Raw genomic sequence first — 14,457 nt, 5'->3', positions numbered from 1 at the left:
ACCGGTTCCCTCGGTGCTTTTCTCTGTGCTTTCCTCGATGGTTCTCCTCGGCGGTTTCGCTCCGTGGTTCCGTGGAGCCTTCCCGCCCCCGTCAGTTGACGGTGACGGCGGCGCCCGCGTCGGTCACCGGGGCGTACTTGGCGCTGAAGTAGCCGTTCGCGAAGCACAGCGACGAGCCGGACACCTTGGTGAACTGCTGGGCGGTGAAGGTGATGCTGTGGTCGGCGTTGTTCGCGGTGCCGGTCAGGCTGGGCCCCCGGTAGACGCAGTTGATGCTGCCGAGGAGCGTGCGCAGCACGACCGTCGTCTGGATCGAGGAGCCGGCCGCCGGGGTCACGGTGAGGGTGCCGGCGGAGGACACGGTCGCCTTGTACGGCAGGTTGTTGACCGTGATGCTGGTGACGCCGAGCACGCCGGCGACGTTCGCGGAGCAGTTGCCGAAGGTGTGCGCGGTGAGCGACTCGGTGGCCGTGCCGGGAGCGGTGGGGTTGTCGGTGACGGTGGCGCTGAAGCCCGACGAGGCGCAGGAGACGCCGCTGGTGCCGGTGGCGGAGGAGTAGAGGGTGGCGTTGGTGCCGCTCGCGAGGGAGGCGTTGAGGACGTCACCGACCGCGACGTCGCCGTTGGCCGTGGTGAGGACGGCCGGACCGGCGGCGGAGGCCGGGGTGACCGCCGTCAGCGAGAGGGCGGCGACGGTGCCGGCGAGGGCGAGGAGAGGGCGAGTGCGCATGGGGATGCCTCGTTTCTCAGGTGGGGGTGCTCCCGGAGGGTGTTCCGGGAGGTGTGCTCAGGGGAGGTGCGAGGTGTGCTCAGGGGAGGTGCGGGGCGCGCGTCGACGCCCGGCGGGTGCCGGCCCGGAACGCCTTCTCCATACGTGACGGACCGGCAGCGCAGGTGGCGGCGGGCACGGCCGGCAGGGGGGAGACGGCCGTGGCGGCGCCGGAGGGGAATCGGACTCGGGGCGCGAGCCGGCCCGTGCTGGATGCCCGGGCGGTCGTACCCGTTCTGACGGGAGGTCCGGCCGTCGGTTTCGGGGACGGCCGGACCGGGTCCGGGAGTACGGAGAGCGGGGAACGGCTCGCCGCACTGCGGATCCGGCGCCACGGATCCGGGCTGAGTCACCGAGAGTTGTAGACCTGATGTTCCGTCAACGTCAATACGTCGCACAGAAGTTGATGGATGTACGGCACCCCGGGGATGCCCCGGACGCACCGGCGCACAGGCGGCACATCTCGCGCACCCTTTTTCCACATCTCCCTTGACCCTGCGGTGTAACCATCGGTAACTTCCCCGTAGGCTACTGACGCGTAACGAGAAAGCCCTTGCGGCTTCCGGGAGTTGCGAGGAGACGTACGCGGCAGCCGCTGTCCGCGCCAGGACAACCCGCCACTGAAGCCCAACCCGCATGACTATGCCCATGGGAGCAGACATGGCCTCGTCCTCGGACGTCACGTCGTCCGCCGAGAACACCCCCGGGAACCCGGAAAGCGGTTCCGCAGACAGACGCGGCCGGGTCCGGCTGCGCCGGGCCGCCGTGATGGCCGTCCCCGCGACCCTCGTCACGGCCGGCCTCGCGGTGCTCACCGCCCAGGGAGCCCTGGGCGTGCAGTTCGCGATCTCCGGCATGCCGTTCGTGGTGACCGCCGACAGGCTCGAGGGAGACGGTTTCGCACAGTTCGGCTCGCTGGACCACATGATCGAGAACAGCCCCAACGAGGGCGACACCGGCGGCCAGGTCCTGGTCGTCACCTCGGTGGTGAAGTCGGGCAAGCTGACCAACATGTGCCAGAGCGTCGACCTCGGCGGCATCCAGCTCGTCCTCACCGCCGGCGACAAGGGCGACAAGGTGAGCGTGGAGAACCTGGCCATCGACTCGGACGACATCACCGGCAACGCCGCGTTCAACAACATCGAGATCGGACGCGACGCCAGCACCTTCGACAAGGTCGGCACCCGCGGCCTGCCGGGCGTCTACGGCCAGCAGGCGGACAAGGTCGTCATCACCGACCTGTACCAGCACAACTACGCCGCCACCGCGGCCGTGTTCAAGCTGCCCGGCCTGCACATGCGGTTCGGGGGCGAAGGCTGCCCGCGGTGAACGGCTTCCGCCGGTGGACCGCTCGCCGGCCCTTCCCGGGCGGCCTGCTGCTCGTCCTGGGCGGTGCGGAGATCCTGGTGACCATGAAGGCACCGCTCCCGGTGATCCTGCACATCGGGATGCAGGGCCTGGCCGGCTACCTCCTGCCGACCCTCATGGTGCTGATCGGGCTGCTGATCCTGTTCAACCCGGCCCAGCGGCTGTTCTACTCGCTCATCGGGGTCCTGCTGTCCCTCGGGACGTGGCCCACCTCGAACCTCGGCGGCTTCCTCGTCGGCCTGCTCCTCGGGGTCGTGGGCAGTTGCCTGGCCTTCGGGTGGGTCCCGGACCAGGAGCCGCGCAAGGCCCGCAGGCAGCGGCGCAGGGCGGCTCGGGCGGCCGGCCGGCCGCCGGTGCACACCGGTGAGGCCGCCTGAGCGGAACTCCGCCGGGCGTGCCACGGGGCCGGGGGCGATCCACCGTCGACGGGGATCGCCCCCGGCCCCTGCCGGTCGGTGCCCCGTGCCCCGCCGGTCGGTGCCGGCGGGCGGTGTGCGGGCGACGGTGGTGTGCGGTCACCGGCCCGTCAGCGCGGGGAGGCGGCCGCCTCCGCCGCCCGCAGTACGGCGACCGTCTCGGGGTGCGGCCCCCGCCGCGCCCACTCCAGCGGCGTCCAGCCCGCGCCCCGGTCCTCGCGCAGGCCGGGATCGGCACCGTGGGCGAGCAGGGTGCGGACCGTCTCGGTGTGTCCCCAGCAGGCGGCCGCGCACAGCGGCGTGCCCTCCGAGCCGGGCCCGGCGCTCTCCGCGTCGGGCGGGGCGCCCGCCTCGAGGAGCCGGCGGACGATGCCGGCCGAGCCCTGGACGGAGGCCACGTACAGCGCGGTGGTGCCGTCGCGGTCGGCCGCCGCCGGATCGGCGCCGGCCCGCAGCAGTGCGCCGACCCGGGCGCCCTCGTCCAGCAACGCCGCGGTGACCAGTTTCCCGGCCAGTTTCTTCTGCCTCCGCCTGTTCATGTCCCCGCAGGTTAGCCGGATGCGGGAACCGGCGCTCCCCATCGCGCCGGCGAGGGCGGCAGTTCGGCCGCCGCGGTCGCGTCGCCGGTCAGCGGGCGGTCCCCGGTGCCGTCGGGCAGGGCGCCGGCCGCCTCGGTGAGGGCGTCGACGACGGCGGGGTGGATGCCGGAGCCGGCCGGCGCGGAGCCGGTCGGCGCGGAGCCGGTCGGCGCGGAGCCGGCCGGCGCGGATCGCGAGCATCGTGCGGATCTGACGGGCGGGCAGCGGCGCGCCCACGCCGCCCGCGTGGCTGCGCAGCGGGCGCAGCCCGTGCGCGGTCCCGTCGTCCGCGTCGACTCGTCCGCGTCGACGGACACCGCACGGTGTGCGCCGACGCCGACGCCGACGCCGGACGCCGTCCGGCGGCGGCCGGTCGGCGTCCGGCACGGAAGGAGCGTACGGCCCGCTCGCGTGACTCGGGGCCGTGACGGGGACCGCCGCGCCGTCGGCGAGCGCGATCAGTCCGCCGACGGTGCGGGTGGTGCCGTCCAGGACGACCCGGTGCGCTGTCGTGTCCGACGCGGCCGGGTCAGTCCAGGCCGACGGACTTCAGCCAGGCCTTGGCCACGTCCAGCGGGTCCTTGCTCTCCAACTGCACCTGGGAGTCGAGGTCCAGCAGGGTCTTGGTGTCGAGCTTGGCGGAGACCGCGTTGAGCGCGTCGACGCCCTCCTGCGAGAGCCCGCTCTTGTAGACCAGCGGGGTCACGTTCGCGAATCCGAAGAGGTTCTCCGGGTCCTGGAGGACGACGAACTTCTCCTTGGTGATGGTCGGGTCGGTGGTGAAGATGTCCGCGGCCTGCACGGTGTTCTTCTTCAGCGCGGCCTGGGTCAGCGGACCGCCGGCGTCCAGCGCCTTGAAGGACTTGAACTTCAGTCCGTACACCGATTCCAGGCCGAGCATGCCCTGCTGCCGGGTCTGGAACTCGGGCGAGCCGCCGAGGACCAGGTCGGGAGCGACGTCCTTGAGGTCGGCGAGGGTGGACTGCGCGTTGAGGTCGTACTTCTTCGCGGTCTCCGCGTTGACCGTGACGGAGTCCTTGTCCTCGGCGGGCGAGGACTCCAGCAGGGTCAGCTTGGGGTCGAGCTTGGCCTTGGCCGCCGCGTTGACGGCCTCGAGCGACTTCTGCTCGGCCTTGGCGTCGAGGTAGGCCAGCAGCGAGCCGTTGTACTCGGGCAGGACGGTGATGGAACCGTTCTTGAGCAGCCCGTAAGTGGTCTCGCGGCTGCCGATGTTGGGCTTGTAGGACACCTTGATGTCCTTGGCCTTGAGGGCCTCGCCGTAGATGTCGGCCAGCAGGATGCTCTCGGCGAAGTTGTTGGAGCCGACGACGACGGTGTCTCCGGCGGCCTTGTCCTCGGAGAGCGGGTCGGTGTCGTCGGAGGAGGAACAACCCGCCAGCAGGGCCGTCATCGCGGCGAGCGCGAGGGCCGCCGCGCCTGGGTGGTTCCTGAAGGACCTGCTGCTGTGCGCGTTGGAAGTCACGTCTGCCGTTCCGGGCTCGGAGGTTGTCGGAGGTTGGTTCGGAAGCTGGTGCGGAGGTCGGTTCGCAGATGGGTCGGAGAACGAACGCTCCGTCTGATCCAATCCAGCGCGTTCTCCGTCAGTCAAGGGGCTCAGGGTCACCGATTGGCTTCGATGCGCGACCGGTTGTGATGATCCGTGCAGGAGGAAAGGCCAGGAGGACACCCCGGCGAAGGCGCTTTGTAATGGATTCTTGACGTAGGGCCATCCACTTGATCGATCGATGAGGGATAGTCTCGCCGAAGTCGGCATCGGTCACAGCGGTGTACGGGGGCCACTCCGGTGCCGTGCCGCACCGTGCGCGGTGCGGTCGCGCGCCCGACCACACTGCCGAGAACATCGATCACCGTCGGACAGAAGCGTGCGTCGCGCGGTGCGCACGAGCTCATGAAGGAGGCCTGGTGTCCACGACCGAGGTGGACGCGTCCTCCCCTCACCACTCGGCTTCGCACAAGCGGCACGAGCGGCACGAGCAGGGGGGACCCCGACGGCCGGCGGCCTCGTCCGTACGCCGGGGCCTGCGGGGTTTCGCCGACCGGTGGCCCTTCCAGCGCAAGCTCAACATCCTCGTCGGCGTCCCGCTGGCGGTGATCGCGCTGTTGCTGACGTGGGTCGTCGCCGACCTGCTGGAGGAGTCCGAGCACGCCGAGGCGGCCGCCCGACTGGTCCGGGACAGCGCCGCGGTGGCCCAGCTGGTCGCCGACGTGCAGGCCGAGCACCAGCAGGCCGTTCTGCTGTCCGTGCGGTACGAGGCGTCCCTCGACGGGGGCACCCCGTCCACCTCCACCTACCGGGTCGCCCAACTCGCCGTCGACGCACAGGTCCGGACGGTGCGCGAGACCTTCGGCGACCGGCTGCCGGACACCGAGGCGCGGGCGCTGCGCGAGGTCGAGAGCCTGGCCGGCCTGCGGGACACCATCGAACAGGGCTACCTGCCCGCCGACAACATCGACCCGGCGTACTCGGGCGCCGCCGAAGGCCTCATCGACGGCCTCGGCCTGGACCGCAACACCGCCCTGGCCACCACCTTCACCGGCAACCTGCTCGACTCGCTGCTGCGGGCCGACGCGGCCCACGGCGCCTACGAGACGGGGGTGTTCTCCGCGCGGACCGGTGACAGCAACGCCCTCATCGAGTTCACCGGCGCGGTCGGCTCCCACGCGCTGTACACCTACCAGGCCGAACGTTTCGCCCGCTTCGCCACCGAGGCGCAGACGGACCTGCTCGGCGACATCGAGCACAACCCGGCGCAGGCGGTCATCGGCCGGCACTACGCCGAACTCGCCGTCGACCCGAGCACGTTGCAGGCCGACACCAAGAGCGAGATCCGCGTCGCGTTCCGCGAGGCGCTGGACTCCTACCACCGCTACAACGAACAGGCCGAGACCCGGCTGCGGATCACCGGCTCGCTCATCGACCAGATCGCCGACCGCGCCGACGACGCCGACGCCGCCGCCGAGTGGCGCGCGGCCCTGCTGCTGACCCTGGCGCTCCTGGGCTTCGTCACCTGGATCGCGCTGGCCTCGCTGGTGCGCCGCTCCGTGATCCGTCCGGTGCTGGCCCTGACCGGGGCCGCCCAGGAGGTCGCCGACGTCGCCGGGCGCGAACTGGCCCGGGTGGCCGACGACGACGCCGAGGAGAGCGGGCCGCCGCGGCTGCGCGAACTGCCGGTCACCGCCGACGACGAGATCGGCGCGCTCGCCAAGGCCTTCAACAACGTCCAGACGACCGCGGCCGCGCTGCTGGAGCGCCAGGTGCTCAGCCGGCGCAACGTGGCCGAGATGTTCGGCAACGTGGGGCGCCGCGTCAGCAACCTCACGACCCGCCAGCTCGCGCTGATCGACGCCGTGGAACGCGGCGAGACCGACCCGGCACTGCTCGAACGCCTCTACTCCATCGACCACATCGCGGTCCGGCTGCGCCGCAACGCCGACAGCCTGATGCTGCTGGCCGGCATCCGCGAGACCGTGCTCGACTCGGGTCCGGCCGCCCTCACCAACGTGGTCCGCGCCGCGCTCGGGCAGATCGAGGGCTTCCAGCGGGTGCAGCTGTACGCGGGCACCGAGGTCCTGGTCGAACCCGACATCATCGGCGACCTGACCCTGATGATCGCCGAACTCGTCGAGAACGCCGTGTCGTTCTCCCCCGAGGGCAGCCCCGTCGAGGTCCGGGTCCGGCCCGGCGACGACGGCGCCACGATCACCGTCGCCGACCACGGTCTGGGCATGAGCGCCGAGCGGCTCGCCGAGGAGAACGCCCGCCTGGTGCGCCGCGAACGCCTCGACCTCGTCCCGACCAAGGTGCTCGGCCTGTTCGTGGTCGGCGCGCTGGCCCGCCGCTGGGAGATCGACGTCACCCTGACCCGCACCCCGGGCGGCGGCGTGACGGCGGAGGTCGCCATCCCCTCCGGCCTGCTCCTGACGCCGATCGGCACGGCCCTCCAGGGTGCGGCGCCCGCGACGGCGGCACTCCCGTCCGGCAGGCCGACGGGCACGGCGGCCGGCACGACGCTCGGTACGGCGGCCGGCACGACGGCCCCCGCCCCGGCCCCGGCCCCGGCGGGCGGCCCCTCCCCGGCGGCCTCCGTGCCGGCCTGGGCGGCGGCGGACGGCGAGGACCCGGTCCCGCTCCCCCGCCGGGTCCCCCGGCGCGAACCGGCCGGTTCCGAGACAGGATCCGAGACCGAGACCGGGGCAGGCACAGACGCAGGGACGGGGACGGAGACCGCGTCCCCGCTCGTCCCCGGTCACCGTGTCGAGGAGCCGACGGTCCACGACCGTACGGCGGAGCCCGCGCCGCACACCGGCACCGGGCCCTCCGCCGCCGGGCCGGCCGACGGCGCCGTACGCCCGACGGCCCGCGCCGGGGAGCCCGCGCCGGGCGCCGGGGAGCCCGCGGCCCGCACCCACGCCGGCGGGAGCGCGCCTCTCCCGGCGGCGGAGCCCGCGCACGACGGCGCCCGCCCCCTGCGCCGCCGGGTCCGCGGGGCCACGCTGCGGACCACCGCGGAGGCCGCCGACCGGCAGGCCGCGCGGCGGCCGGCGCTCCCGCCCGCCGACGCGGACGCGGTCCGCAGCGCGCTGGAGGAGTTCGAGGCGGCCGTGGAACGCGCCCACCGCGACACCGGCGAGCATCCCCGCCCCGACGTCGGTTCCGCGCCGCCCGGTGACGCCGGGCGCGACGACGGTGCGACCGGCCGCCCCACGGACGAGCGCCCCACGGACGACCGCCGGACCGACGACCGCCGGACCGGCGACCGGAACACCACGCACCGCCAGAACCACCTTCCGGAAGGAGCCGAGCAGTGAGCACGTCGACAGGAGGCACTCCCGCGGGAGACGCCACTCCGACCGATCTGCGGGCCGCCGCAGCCGACTTCACCTGGCTGCTCACCCGTTTCGCCAACGAGACGGCCGGGGTCGTGGACGCCATCGCGGTGTCCACCGACGGCCTGCTGATCGCCGTGTCCGAGCTGCGCGAGCACGCCGACTCCGAGCGGCTGGCCGCGATCGTCTCCGGCATCACGAGCCTGGCCGCCGGCGCCTCCGGCAACTACGGCCTGGGCGGCCTGAACAAGGTCATCATCGATCTGGAGGGCGGCCACGTGCTGGTCTCCGCGATCGGCAGCGGCGCCGTGCTCGGCGTGGTCACCGACAAGGAGGCCAAGCTGGGCAACATCGCCTACGAGATGACCGTGTTCGCCAACCGCGCCGGGGCCGCGCTCAGCCCGCAGCTCGTGCTGGAGCTGAAGAACAGCGTCGGCGCGACCAGGTCGCGCTGAGCGTCCGCCGCCGGTCGAGAGAGGAAACCCACCACCGATGGCGGACGGCCGCACTCCGCGCGGCGCCGGCGAGGACGGCGTCGCACCCGTCGGCCCGGCGTCCGCCGTCCGGCCCTTCCTGGTCACCGCCGGCCGGGTCGCGGGCTCGGGCGAGGCCGCGGCCGGCCGGCCGATGCCGGTGGAGACCCAGCTGGTGGCCACCGCCGCCGGGCTCGCCGCGCTCGACCGGCTCTCCTTCGAACAGCACGACATCGTCGCCGCGTGCCGGCAGCCGCAGTCGATCGCGGAGATCGCGGCCCGGCTGCGGCTGCACCTGAACGTGGTGCGGGTCCTCGCCGAGGATCTGCGCGCGGCCGGGCAGCTGTCGGTGCACGTGCCCGACTCCGGCGTCACCCATGACGCGTCCGTCCTGCGCAGGGTTATCGATGGCCTGCGGGCCATCCCCGACTCCCGGGGGGTACTCCGTGACTCCGACTGAACCGCTCGTCGGCCGTTTCGCCGGTCAGGCGGCCGTACGGCCGCCGCTGCCGGTGAAACTGGTGATCGCGGGCGGCTTCGGCGTGGGCAAGACCACCGCCGTCGGCTCGATCTCCGAGATCGAGCCGCTGACCACCGAGGCGGCCATCACCGAGGTGGCGGCGGGGGTGGACGACCTCAGCCACACCCCGCGCAAGACCACCACCACGGTCGCGATGGACTTCGGCTGCATCACCATCGACCCGACCCTGAAGCTCTACCTGTTCGGCACTCCGGGACAGGAACGGTTCGGGTTCATGTGGGACGACATCGTGGAGGGCGCGGTCGGCGGCCTCGTCATCGTCGACAGCCGCCGCCTCGACGACTGCTACGCCGCCGTCGACTACTTCGAGCACAAGCGGATCCCGTTCGCCGTGGCGGTGAACGCCTTCGACGGCCGGGTCGAGCACGGGCTGGACGAGGTCCGCTGGGCCCTCGACGTGTCCGAGGGCGTCCCGGTCCTGGTGTTCGACGCCCGCGAGCGCGGCTCGGTGCGGGACGCGCTGCTGGTGGTGCTGGAACAGGCGCTGGCCCGCTCACAGACGTGACGGCCGCCCCGGGCCGGGGCTGCTCCCCCGGCCCGGGGCTGCTCTCCTCGGCTCAGGGCGGCTCTCCCCGGGCCTGCCGGAAAGCCGGCACCGGCCGCGGGCGGCTCCGCGGCTCGGAACGCTCCGGACAGCCGGGCTCGTTCGTCGTCGGGCGTGCCCCGACCGCGCGGAGCCGACCGGAAGCACCTGCGGACCGCCCCACGCCCCCCACGCTTCCACGGCCCCACGGCGGGGACGGCCGTGGGGCGGGGGCGGCCCGGACGGCGCGCGGAGGCGGCCGGGCCGCGGAGGCGGCCGGGCCGCGGAGGCGGCCGGGCCGCGGAGGCGGCCGGGCCGCTACGCGCTCCTGCGCACCCCCGGTGACACCGTCATCTTGGTGACCGCCCAGAACACCGCCAGGGTGGCCAGGGCCATGCCGGCGGTGAGGGCGGCGCCGCCGACGACCTTCTCGTAGTCGCGCTGGTAGAGGCCGTCGATGATGTAGCGGCCGAGACCGCCGAGACTGACGTAGGCGGCGATGGTGGCGGTGGAGACGATCTGGATGGCCGCCGAGCGCAGGCCGCCCAGGATCAGCGGGAGGGCCACGGGAAGTTCCACCTGGAGCAGGATCCGGGTCTCGGCCATGCCCATGCCCCGCGCGGCGTCCACCGGGGAGGGGTCGACGGAGCGCATCGCCTCGTAGGTGGTGACCAGCACCGGCGGGACGGCGAGGACGACCAGCGGGATCATCACGGGCAGCATGCCGAAGCCGATCAGCATCGTCATCAGCACGAGCAGGCCGAAGGTGGGCAGGGCCCGTCCGGCGGTGGCGATCAGGGAGAGGGCGTTGCCGCCGCGGCCGTAGTGGCCGGTGAGCAGGCCGACCGGCAGCCCGATCAGGGCGGCCAGGCCGAGCGCCTCCAGGGTGTATCCGAGGTGCTCGCCCAGGCGGGTGGGGATGCCGTCGTAGCCCTGCCAGTGGGCGCTGTCGCCGAAGAAGGCGCTGACGAAGTGGAGTACGTTCACCGGGCTGCGTCCTCGAGTGCGGGTCCGGCCGGCACGGGCCGGGTCCCGGCGGATCCGGACGTCGTGCGGCGCTCGGTGCCGCCCGGCATCCACGGGGTGAGCAGGACGCGCACGAGAACCAGCGCGGCGTCGGCGAGCATCGCCAGGACGGCCATGGTGAGGACGGCGTTCCAGGCGAGTTCGGGACGGTTGTAGATGGTGGCGTCGTGCAGGAGGTTGCCGAGGGCGCCCTGGTTGCCGATGAGGGTGCCGACGCTGACGAGGCTGATGCTGGACACGGTGGCCACCCGCAGCCCGGCGATGATCGCGGGCACGGCGATCGGCAACTGGACCTGGAGGTAACGGCGCACCGGACCGAAGCCCATGGCGGTGGCCGCGGCGAGGGTCTCCTGCGGCACCGAGCGCACCGCGTCGACGATGGCGGGGACCAGCACGACCAGGCTGTACACGGTCAGCGGGATCATCACGGTCAGCTCGGTCTGGCCGGTGTAGTCGATGAGCACGACGAAGAAGGCCAGCGACGGGATGGCGTACAGCACGGTGGTCACCCACAGCACCGGCGCGTACAGCCAGCGCAGGCGCACGCAGAGCTGGCCGAGCGGGAGGGCGAGCAGCAGGCCGGCCAGGACGGGCAGCAGGGCCTCGCGCAGGTGCAGTCCGATCAGTCCCCACCAGCTGTGCTGGAGGTCGCTGGGGATGTCGAAGAAGCCGTTCATCGCAGGACCTCGGTCCGGGCGGCGCTGTCCTCGTGGGCGCCGCGGATCGCCTCGGCGATGGCCTGCTGGGAGACGACCCCGGCCGCCCGGCCCTCGCCGTCCACGGCGACGGCCCAGCCGGTGGGCGAGAGCACGGCGCAGTCGAGGGCGGCCCGCAGCGAGTCCCGTCCGGCGGCGAACGGCCGCCCGTGGGACAGCAGTCGGTTCGCGTCGACGCGGCCCTCGGTGAGCCGGTCCGGTTCGCTCCAGCCGAGGGGCCTGCCGTCGACGTCGGTGACGAGGAGGTAGGGCGCTCCGGCTCCGGCGCGGGCGGCGATCTGCTGCGCGGAGGCGTCGACGGCGACGATCGGCGCGGTGAGCAGGTCGAGCCCCGCGGAGGAGAAGAACGACAGGCGCCGGATGCCGCGGTCGGCACCGAGGAAGTCCTCGACGAACGCGTCGGCGGGGCTCGACAGGAGTTCGGCGGGCGGTGCGAACTGGGCGAGCCGGCCGCCGGTACGCAGGACGGCGACCATCGTGCCGATCTTGACGGCCTCGTCGATGTCGTGGGTGACGAAGACGATGGTCTTGCCCAACTCGTCCTGGATGCGCAGGAGTTCGTCCTGGAGTCCCTTGCGGACGACGGGGTCGACGGCGGAGAACGGCTCGTCCATCAGCAGGACGGGCGGATCGGCGGCGAGGGCGCGCGCGACGCCGACGCGCTGCTGCTGTCCGCCGGAGAGCTGGTAGGGGTAGCGCTTGGCGAGCGCGGCGTCGAGGCCGACGCGGTCCATCAACTCACGGGCGCGGGCACGGGACTTGTCCTTGCTCCAGCCGAGCAGCCGCGGCACGGTGGCGATGTTGTCGATGATCGTGCGGTGTTGGAAGAGTCCGGCGTTCTGGATGACGTAACCCATCGAACGACGCAGGGTGTTGACCGGCTGCTGGCGGCTGTCGACGCCGTCGATGAGGATGCTGCCCTCGCTCGGCTCGACCATCCGGTTGATCATGCGCAGGGTCGTCGTCTTGCCGCATCCCGACGGGCCGACGAGGACGGTGATGGCACCGTCCGGTATCTCGAGGGAGAGGCGGTCGACCGCCACCGTTCCGTCCGGATACCGCTTGGTGACTGAGTCTATCCGTATCAAAGCGCCGAACACCCTTCGGGTCTGGCCGTGTCTGCCCGCTCTCGACCACGCACGTTCCGAGTCGTTGCGGGGAGAGTCTAGACCGCTTGTGTCGCGGGGGTTTTGAGGGGCGGGGCGGGTTTCCCGCGCTCCTTCACCGGACCAGCGGGCGCGTGCCGGTCCGGCGGACCGACGACGAGCCCCGCACCGGCACGCCCACCCCCGCACTCACGCCGCTCCGCGGCCCGCCGCACCGCCCAGCCCCTCACGATCGCGCACGGGTCGAACCCCCGCCCCGGCGGCCGGGCGTCGAAGGCGCCGCCGGTGGCGACCCGGCAGTGCTCGCACAGGCCGGGGATCTCCACGAGGTCCGCGCCGAGCCGGGAGGCGGACGGCTCCCGGGGGTGAGCGGCCCGTGCGGCGGGCAGACATCCCCCAGCACCACGGTCGCCCCTCCGCCCGCACACCGTCGGCCTGCGGACACCGCACCGTCACACCGGAGGGGAACGTTCTCCCCGTGCCCTCCCCCGTCCAGGGCCCGCCCGCCGGGTTCGCACCGCCCGCCGGACGCGCCCGCCCCGATCCGTCGCCCCGCCACGCGCGGGCGTGACGCGGAAGGACGCCGTGCGCCGTGCCCCTGATGCCGCTCGACGGTCCCGTCACCCCGCTCCCCCGCACCGACGGCCGCCGCCCGCAGCCGGTCTCCCCCGCCCGCCGCGCGCTCGGATCCGCCACCGCCCGCCGCGTCGCGAGCCTGCTCCCGCTCCTGGCGCTCGGGGTCTGGGCGGCGGTCGACGGCGGCACCGTCCGTGACGGTGCCGCCCGCCTCGCCGCCGCCGACCCGTGGTGGCTGCTGGCCGGGCTCGTCTTCACCTGCCTGGGCTGGGTCGCCGCCGCCTGTGTCCGGCAGGGCGCGGTCCCCGACCGGCTGCGCAGGGGGCTGCTGCTCGCCTCGCAGGTCGCCGCGGACGCCGCGAACCACCTGCTGCCGGCGAACCTCGGCGCCCACGCGGTCACCGTCCGCTTCCTGCTGCGCCAGGGCGTCCCGCTCCCCCGCGCGACCACCTCGATCGCCCTGTACTCCCTGGTCAGGGCCCTGGCGAAGACCCCGCTCCTGCTCGTCTTCCTGCTGGCCGCCCCGACGGCCGTACCGCCCGTGACGGTCCTCCCGGACGGGCGGACCCTGGCCCTGGCCGTCGGGGGCGTCCTGCTCGTGCCCGCCGCGGCCGCGGTCGTCCTGGCCCTGGTGCGGCCCCTGCGCCGCCCGGCGGTGGACTTCGTCCGCACCGCCCTCACCGACGCCCGGCACCTGCACACCCGTCCCGGCCGCTTCCTCCCCCTGTGGGGAGGGGCGGTGGCGGCGCCGCTGCTCCAGGCGTGCGTGGTGGCCTCGGTGGGCACCGCGCTCGGCGTACCGCTGTCCTGGCCGCAGCTCGTCCTCGCGTTCCTGGCCGCCGGCACCGCCGCGGGCGCCGTCCCCGCCCCCGGCGGCATCGGACCGGTCGACGCGGCCCTGGTCCTCGCCCTGGCCGGCTACGGCACCCCCCTCGCCCTCGCCACGGCCACCGTCATCGGCTACCGCGTCCTGACGGTCTGGCTCCCGCTGCTGCCGGGGATGCTGGTGCTGTCGGCACTGGTGCAGCGCAAGGTGCTGTGAGGGCGGCGGACGAGGGCCGGCGCGGGGCCGGCGGACGCGAGCGGGGGCCGGCCCCCGGCCGGCGTCAGCCCTCGGCCGGGGTCAGCCGCAGCGAGATGCTGTTGATGCAGTACCGCTGGTCGGTGGGGGTGGCGTAGCCCTCCCCCTCGAAGACGTGGCCGAGGTGCGAGCCGCAGCGCGCGCAGCGCACCTCGGTCCGCACCATGCCGTGCGAGCGGTCCTCGATCAGCTCCACCGCGTCGGTGTCCTTCGGGTCGAAGAAGGACGGCCAGCCGCAGTGGGACTCGAACTTGGTGTCGGAGGTGAACAGTTCGGCGCCGCAGGCCCGGCAGGAGTAGACACCGGTCGTCTTCGTGTCGGTGTACTCACCGGTGAAGGCGGGCTCCGTGCCGGCCCGGCGCAGCACGGCGTACTCGGCCGGGGTCAGTTCCGCCCGCCACTGCTCGTCGGGCTTTTCGACGTCGTACGACATGAA

Annotated in this window: 14 protein-coding genes; 7 read left to right on the top strand and 7 right to left on the bottom strand. The window is 73.4% G+C overall.

Annotated elements, in window-relative coordinates; genetic code table 11:
• Positions 1-91: 91 nt before the first annotated feature.
• On the bottom strand, positions 92-730 hold the full coding sequence (locus ACF09K_RS21250; RefSeq protein WP_392245675.1) for a Tat pathway signal sequence domain protein: 639 nt from the start codon (positions 728-730) through the stop codon (positions 92-94).
• Between the two features lie 699 nt (positions 731-1,429).
• Here ACF09K_RS21250 and ACF09K_RS21245 point away from each other — a divergent pair.
• Positions 1,430-2,098, top strand: a complete 669-nt coding sequence (locus ACF09K_RS21245; protein ID WP_392245998.1) for a DUF6230 family protein — start codon at positions 1,430-1,432, stop codon at positions 2,096-2,098.
• A complete protein-coding gene (locus ACF09K_RS21240; RefSeq protein ID WP_392245673.1) occupies positions 2,095-2,514 on the top strand; it encodes a DUF6114 domain-containing protein in 420 nt (139 codons plus the stop codon). Before ACF09K_RS21245 ends, ACF09K_RS21240 begins: the two co-directional genes overlap by 4 nt.
• 149 nt (positions 2,515-2,663) lie before the next feature.
• Here the strand turns inward: ACF09K_RS21240 and ACF09K_RS21235 are convergent, their stop codons facing one another.
• Both ACF09K_RS21235 and ACF09K_RS21230 read right to left on the bottom strand, forming a co-directional pair.
• Positions 2,664-3,092 (bottom strand): ankyrin repeat domain-containing protein, encoded by a 429-nt coding sequence (locus tag ACF09K_RS21235; protein ID WP_392245671.1) that lies wholly within the window; start codon positions 3,090-3,092, stop codon positions 2,664-2,666.
• 568 nt (positions 3,093-3,660) lie between these two features.
• The gene (locus tag ACF09K_RS21230; protein WP_392245669.1) at positions 3,661-4,614 is read right to left on the bottom strand and encodes an ABC transporter substrate-binding protein; all 954 of its coding nucleotides are present in this window, start codon (positions 4,612-4,614) and stop codon (positions 3,661-3,663) included.
• Positions 4,615-5,054: 440 nt separating this feature from the next.
• Between ACF09K_RS21230 and ACF09K_RS21225 the strand changes: the two genes are divergently transcribed.
• Genes ACF09K_RS21225 through ACF09K_RS21210 form a run of 4 tightly spaced genes read left to right on the top strand, consistent with a single transcriptional unit; the run spans position 5,055 to position 9,498 of the window.
• Positions 5,055-7,961 carry an ATP-binding protein gene (locus ACF09K_RS21225; protein ID WP_392245667.1) on the top strand — a complete coding sequence of 969 codons (2,907 nt, stop codon included), beginning with the start codon at positions 5,055-5,057 and terminating at the stop codon, positions 7,959-7,961.
• Positions 7,958-8,434 (top strand): roadblock/LC7 domain-containing protein, encoded by a 477-nt coding sequence (locus ACF09K_RS21220; RefSeq protein WP_392245665.1) that lies wholly within the window; start codon positions 7,958-7,960, stop codon positions 8,432-8,434. The genes ACF09K_RS21225 and ACF09K_RS21220 overlap by 4 nt, the downstream gene beginning before the upstream one ends.
• Positions 8,435-8,471: 37 nt before the next feature.
• Positions 8,472-8,912 (top strand): DUF742 domain-containing protein, encoded by a 441-nt coding sequence (locus ACF09K_RS21215; protein WP_392245663.1) that lies wholly within the window; start codon positions 8,472-8,474, stop codon positions 8,910-8,912.
• Positions 8,899-9,498, top strand: a complete 600-nt coding sequence (locus ACF09K_RS21210) for an ATP/GTP-binding protein (protein WP_392245661.1) — start codon at positions 8,899-8,901, stop codon at positions 9,496-9,498. Before ACF09K_RS21215 ends, ACF09K_RS21210 begins: the two co-directional genes overlap by 14 nt.
• 336 nt (positions 9,499-9,834) lie before the next feature.
• Here ACF09K_RS21210 and ACF09K_RS21205 read toward each other — a convergent pair whose 3' ends face one another.
• Genes ACF09K_RS21205 through ACF09K_RS21195 form a run of 3 tightly spaced genes read right to left on the bottom strand, consistent with a single transcriptional unit; the run spans position 9,835 to position 12,346 of the window.
• A complete protein-coding gene (locus ACF09K_RS21205; protein ID WP_392245659.1) occupies positions 9,835-10,503 on the bottom strand; it encodes an ABC transporter permease in 669 nt (222 codons plus the stop codon).
• Positions 10,500-11,219: an ABC transporter permease gene (locus ACF09K_RS21200; RefSeq protein ID WP_392245657.1), complete on the bottom strand. Its 720-nt coding sequence runs from the start codon at positions 11,217-11,219 to the stop codon at positions 10,500-10,502. Before ACF09K_RS21200 ends, ACF09K_RS21205 begins: the two co-directional genes overlap by 4 nt.
• A complete protein-coding gene (locus ACF09K_RS21195) occupies positions 11,216-12,346 on the bottom strand; it encodes an ABC transporter ATP-binding protein (RefSeq protein WP_392245655.1) in 1,131 nt (376 codons plus the stop codon). Before ACF09K_RS21195 ends, ACF09K_RS21200 begins: the two co-directional genes overlap by 4 nt.
• A gap of 610 nt (positions 12,347-12,956) precedes the next feature.
• Between ACF09K_RS21195 and ACF09K_RS21190 the strand changes: the two genes are divergently transcribed.
• Complete coding sequence (locus ACF09K_RS21190; RefSeq protein WP_392245654.1) at positions 12,957-13,982, top strand: YbhN family protein; 1,026 nt, start codon at positions 12,957-12,959, stop codon at positions 13,980-13,982.
• 64 nt (positions 13,983-14,046) lie between these two features.
• Here ACF09K_RS21190 and msrB read toward each other — a convergent pair whose 3' ends face one another.
• The gene (gene msrB / locus ACF09K_RS21185; protein WP_392245652.1) at positions 14,047-14,454 is read right to left on the bottom strand and encodes a peptide-methionine (R)-S-oxide reductase MsrB; all 408 of its coding nucleotides are present in this window, start codon (positions 14,452-14,454) and stop codon (positions 14,047-14,049) included.
• Between the last annotated feature and the right edge of the window lie 3 nt (positions 14,455-14,457).

It is taken from the genome of Streptomyces sp. NPDC014882, assembly GCF_043081325.1.
In the GTDB taxonomy this organism is placed as follows: Bacteria; Actinomycetota; Actinomycetes; order Streptomycetales; family Streptomycetaceae; genus Streptomyces.
This window is presented reverse-complemented; position numbering and strand designations above follow the sequence as displayed.